At 70.5% G+C, this 4,987-nt stretch carries 4 protein-coding genes and 1 pseudogene; 2 read left to right on the top strand and 3 right to left on the bottom strand.

What is annotated here, in order from left to right:
* Positions 1 to 903 (top strand): maleylpyruvate isomerase N-terminal domain-containing protein (locus R6V09_RS45710; RefSeq protein ID WP_317887384.1); only part of this gene is annotated, 903 nt, incomplete at its 5' end.
* Positions 904 to 1,154: 251 nt separating this feature from the next.
* Here R6V09_RS45710 and purU read toward each other — a convergent pair.
* Together purU and R6V09_RS45700 are read right to left on the bottom strand one after the other, a co-directional pair.
* Entirely contained in the window at positions 1,155 to 2,036 is an 882-nt protein-coding gene (purU, locus tag R6V09_RS45705; RefSeq protein ID WP_317887383.1) for a formyltetrahydrofolate deformylase, read from the bottom strand.
* A 114-nt stretch (positions 2,037 to 2,150) separates the two neighbouring features.
* Positions 2,151 to 2,651, bottom strand: coding sequence for an SCO4402 family protein (locus tag R6V09_RS45700; protein WP_200715011.1), 501 nt, complete (start codon positions 2,649 to 2,651; stop codon positions 2,151 to 2,153).
* A gap of 117 nt (positions 2,652 to 2,768) precedes the next feature.
* On the opposite strand from R6V09_RS45700, the gene R6V09_RS45695 reads away from it, so the two are divergent.
* Positions 2,769 to 4,085: an ABC transporter substrate-binding protein gene (locus R6V09_RS45695; RefSeq protein ID WP_317887382.1), complete on the top strand. Its 1,317-nt coding sequence runs from the start codon at positions 2,769 to 2,771 to the stop codon at positions 4,083 to 4,085.
* A gap of 19 nt (positions 4,086 to 4,104) precedes the next feature.
* Here R6V09_RS45695 and R6V09_RS45690 read toward each other — a convergent pair.
* Positions 4,105 to 4,987, bottom strand: a pseudogene (locus tag R6V09_RS45690) (hypothetical protein); the annotation flags it as partial.

Below are 4,987 nucleotides of genomic sequence, written 5' to 3'. Positions count from 1 at the left end.
TCCTTCGACCGCCGGCCACCGCGCATCCCGGTCCCCGGGTGGGCGACGCCGTACGACGCCGAGACCGCGCGCCTGGACGCCCTGCTGCAGGACATAGGCGACGCCGAGTGGCACGCGCCCGTGCGGCTGCGCTGGTTCGACGGACAGGCCCCGACGAGCCGCCGTACGACCGTCGCCGGGGTCATCGCGCACCTGCTGAGCGTCGACGGCCTGGTCGCGACGGCGCTGGGCCTCGACGATCCGCTGACCGGGGACGCGGCCGACAAGGCCGCGAATCCCGCCGCGCGCACCGAGGCCTACTGGCGGGCGTCGTACTTCCCGCCGACCCGCTCCATCCGCGCGCCCTGGCGCGAACAGAGCCACGACATCGTCCGTACGGTGTCGTTCACCGGCTCCACCGCCGGCAAACGGGCCGTGTCCTACGGCGACTTCGAGCTGCCGCTGCACGACGCGATGCTCGACCGGGCCTTCGAGTGCTGGGTGCACGCGGAGGACATCGCGGACGCGGTCGACTATCCCTACGAGCCGCCGTCGCCACGCAGCCTGAACCGGATGATCGACCTCGCGGCGCGGATGCTGCCCCTGGTGCTGGCCGAGCGGCGGCGCCACGGGTTGGCTGCGCCGGCTGAGGGGCGGCACCTGGTCCCGGCCGGGGATCCCGGGCGCAGCCTGCGGCTGGAGATCGAGGGGCATGGTGGGGGCGAGTGGTTGATTCCGCTCGACTCACCCGGGGCGGTGGGGTCGGCTGAGCGGGAGGTGGCTCATATCGCCCTGGATGGTGTGGAGTTCTGTCACTTGGCCGCCGGGCATGTGTCACCGGAGGAGGCGGCTGCGGGGCAGTTGGGGGACCGGGAGGCGATCAGGGATGTGCTGTTCGCCACGGCGTCGTTGAGCCGGATGTAGGGGTGGGTTGCGGTTTCGGGGTCGGCTGCGGGCCGGTGGGGGCCGTTCGCGCAGTTCCCCGCGCCCCTTAAAGGAACCGTGCGTTTCGAAGGGGCGCGGGGCTGTGTCGATTTGCGGCTCCGCCGCGTGGGCGCGAGCAACCACGAACCACCCGCACCCGCCCCGAAACCGAAGCCCTCCAGGGGCGCGGGGAACTGCGCGACCAGCCCCCACTCACCCGCAGCCGCCCCCGAGACCGAACCCCCGAGCTCCTAGGCGAACACCACAGTCCGGCGCCCGTTGAGAAGAATCCGACGCTCAGCGTGCCACTTCACGGCCCGCGCCAGCGCCTGGCACTCCACATCGCGGCCGACCGCCACCAGCTGGTCCGGCGTGACATCGTGTCCCACCCGCTCGACCTCCTGCTCGATGATCGGCCCCTCGTCGAGGTCCGCCGTCACATAGTGCGCGGTCGCGCCGATCAGCTTCACACCCCGCAAGTGAGCCTGGTGATACGGCTTCGCGCCCTTGAAGCTCGGCAGGAACGAGTGGTGGATGTTGATGATCCGACCGCTGAGCGCCTTGCAGAGGTCGTCGGAGAGGACCTGCATGTAGCGGGCCAGCACGACGAGTTCGACGTTCTCCTCGCGGACCAGGTCCAGGACCCGTGCCTCGGCTTCGGCCTTGTTGTCCTTCGTCACCGGGATGTGGTGGAAGGGGATGTGGTACGACTCCACCAGCTCGGCGAAGTCCGTGTGGTTGGACACCACCGCCGCGATCTCCACCGGCAGCGCGCCGATCCGCGCCCGGAACAGCAGGTCGTTCAGGCAGTGGCCGAACTTGCTGACCATGAGGACGATGCGCATCTTCTCGTCGGCCCGGTTGATCTGCCAGTCCATGTGGAAGGAGTCACCGATCGCCGCGAAGCTCGCGCGCAGCTTGTCCACGGTCACCGGCGGCTCCGCCGAGAAGTGGACGCGCATGAAGAACAGTCCCGTGTCCTGGTCGCCGAACTGCTGGCTGTCCACGATGTTGCAGCCGGTCATGAAGAGGTAGCTCGACACGGCGTGCACGATGCCCTGCTTGTCGGGGCAGGACAGCGTCAGGACGTACTGGTCGGCGGGCGCCGCGGCTCGGGTGGACTGCGCGTTCATGCGGAACAGGGTCCCATATCCCCCTGAGCAGGGAGACCGGCGTCCGCCACCCGGACCGACGGCCCACGCGGACCAGCGGCCCACACCGACCGGCGGTCCACGCGACCCGGCGGCCTACGCGGACCGCGTCATGATCTGCAGCACCTCAAGCGTGCGCGGCGGCGCGTCCGGGTCCTCCCCGTCGCTCGACGCCATCCGTACGTGCGCGTCGCGTGCCGCCCGCACTGCCTCCGGCCACGCCTGGTGGTCGACGTACGCGGAGACCGGGGCGTCCGGCCCGACCTGGTGCATGATCCGCAGCACACGCAGGACGGCGGAGTCGACGAGGGCCGCTTCCTGGGAGTCCCGGAAGATCGTGCCGACGTATTTCTCGGCGGACCAGTTGTCCAGCCAGGTGTCCTCGACGAGGCGGTAGACGGCGTCGGTGACGTCCCCGTACCCGTCGACACCGGCCAGCCAGACGTTCTGCTGGAACACCGGATCGGAGAGCATGTGCAGCGCGGAACGCACGTTGCTGCGCCAGCGCCACCACGGCATGTCGTTCAGTGGCATGCCGCCCATGGTGAAGGAGCGACGGGGGCGACGGGAAGAGTTCTCCGGAGCTTGCACGGTCATCGATCGTACGTTCCTCGTCACACGCACAGGAACACCCCCTGTAATTCACCTCCACGTCACCACTTGTTGACCAAGAGTCACTCCCGGGTTAGCGGTGTCGCGGAAGCGTGTGTGTACATGACCGGCAGGCGGCGCAACCACAGCACCTTCCTCCCCACGATCACCCGGCCCGTCAGAGCCACCGCCATGTCGGCGGCGGCACTGCTGGCGTGCGCGTCGCTCGCGGCCGGCTGCGGGGTCATCCCAGGGACCACAGGGGGCTCCGCGGACAGCCCGATCACCGTCATGACCTGGGCGCCGTGGGACACCAACGCGACCAACAAGCCCGGCATGCCCGCCATGGCGACGGCGTACGCGAAGTGGATCAACAAGCACGGCGGTCTCAACGGCCGCAAGCTCAAGGTCCTGACCTGCAACGACCACAACACCAGCATCTCCGCGGCGCAGTGCGCCCGGCAGGCCGTCAAGGAGAACGTCGTCGCGGTCGTCGGCTCCTACAGCGAGTTCAGCGACTCCTTCTTCGCCCCGCTGGAGGGCGCCGGCATCCCCTACATCGGCGGCTACGGCGTGACGAGCGAGGAGTTCACCCGCGCCCTGTCCTACCCCGTCAACGGCGGCCAGCCCGCGCTGCTGGCCGGTCTCGGCAAGGAACTCGCCCCCGGCTGCGGCACCGTCACCCTGGTCCGGCCCGACTCCATCGCCGGCGACGACCTGCCCCCGCTGCTGAACGCGGGGCTCTCGGCGGGCGGGCACGCACCGGCCGCCGACCAGCTCGCGGCCGACGACGCCACCGAGTACTCCGGCCAGGCGACGCGCGCGCTGGAGAGCGCGTCCGGTGGCACGTCGTCGAAGGAGGGGTGCGTGGTGCCCTCGCTCGGGGACCGCACCGACACCTTCATGGACTCCTTCCGGCGCGAGCGCCAGGACTATCCCGCCGTCCGCACCGCGACCGTGCTCGGCAGCGTCGACCAGACCGAGATCAACGCGACGGGCGGGCAGTCCGGGCCGTACGAGGGGTCGTACATCACCGGCTGGTACCCGGTCGCGGGCGACCCGCGCTGGGCCCCGATGAAGAAGGCCGTCAACGAGGTGGCCTTCGGCGACAACCGCATCGACCCGGCGGACGCGGGAGTGGAGACGACCTGGATCGCGTACACCGCGTTCAAGACCGTCGTGAACTCGCTCGGCAACGGCGAGGTGACCGCCGACACCATACGGCGCGCCCTCGACGACGGCGTCAAGGTCACCACGGGCGGGCTCACGCCGACGCTCCAGTGGAGCTCCACCGACGACGACAACCTCGCCTCAGTCGGCCTGTCCCGCCTGGTCAACGCCTCGGTGACCCTTCAGGTCGTCCGCAAAGGCGTGCTGGTGTCGGCGAAGAAGGGCTTCTTCGACATGACGGGGACCCTGGAGGACGCGAACCTCGACTGAGGTCCGCGCCGTCCGTTCCTCAGAGTTGGGTCGGCTGGCGCTGGGTCAGGCCGTAGGTCTTCGCGATCGTGTTCCAGAGGGCGGCGGCCTTGGTCTTCTGGTTGCTGGCGGTGCCGCTCGCCGCGTTGCCGGCCGCGGTCTGGCCGGTGGTGCGGGCCTGGCCCTTCTTGCAGCCGTGCTTGCCCGCGGCCTGGTCGGCCCAGGCCGCGTAGTGGTTGTCGGCGGACGCGGACGCCTTCCACGCGTTGGTGAGAGCGGTCGTCAGGGCCGCGTTGTCCGGCAGCTTGTCCACCGTCAACTGCGAGAGCCTCGTGACCAGTTCGGCGCGCTGCTTGGCCGCGTCGCGCAGGTCGGAGGCGGAGTCGCCGAGGTTGTCGCAGGCCTTCACATTGCCCACGGCGCGGATCACCGAGGCACGGCTGCTGCCGCTGTCAGCCAGCAACTTGTCCAGGGCGACGGCCTGTTGCTTGGCGGCGTCGCCGCCGGCCGACGAGGACCCCCCGGTCGCGGGCGACGTGGCGGCGACGGTCTTGTTGCCCTCGCTCTTGCTGCCGCCACCGCTGAGCAGCGCCCCGGCACCGACCCCGAGGATCGCGATGACGATCCCGACACCGGCGATCAACGGCACCCGCGAACGGCGCCCGCCGTCGTCGTCCTGAGCGCCTCGCCGATCGCCACCCTGCCCGGGCGGGGCGTACGACGGTTCGGCATAGGCGGGCTGGGCGTACGGCGGCTGCCCGTAGCCCTGTTGCCCGTAGCCCTGTTGTCCGTAGCCCGGCTTCTCGGCCTGCGGCGGCTGCTGGAAGCGCGGCAGCTGCTGCGTGGCCCCGGCCGGCACCTCGCCGCGGCCGGCGTCGCTGCGGAAGAGGTTGTCGAACTCGGCGGGCGGCTGCCGGTCCTCC

The sequence above is a fragment of the Streptomyces sp. W16 genome, from assembly GCF_033194735.1.
Taxonomy (GTDB): domain Bacteria; phylum Actinomycetota; class Actinomycetes; order Streptomycetales; family Streptomycetaceae; genus Streptomyces.
Note: the sequence above shows the minus strand (reverse complement) of the source record. Positions and strands in the feature narration are given on the sequence as shown.

What these genes read in the sequence shown, in the direction of transcription:
- purU (WP_317887383.1), bottom strand. Translation starts at nt 2,036, where the DNA reads ATGAACGCGCAGTCCACCCGAGCCGCGGCGCCCGCCGACCAGTACGTC.
- R6V09_RS45700 (WP_200715011.1), bottom strand. Translation starts at nt 2,651, where the DNA reads ATGACCGTGCAAGCTCCGGAGAACTCTTCCCGTCGCCCCCGTCGCTCC.
- R6V09_RS45695 (WP_317887382.1), top strand. Translation starts at nt 2,769, where the DNA reads ATGACCGGCAGGCGGCGCAACCACAGCACCTTCCTCCCCACGATCACC.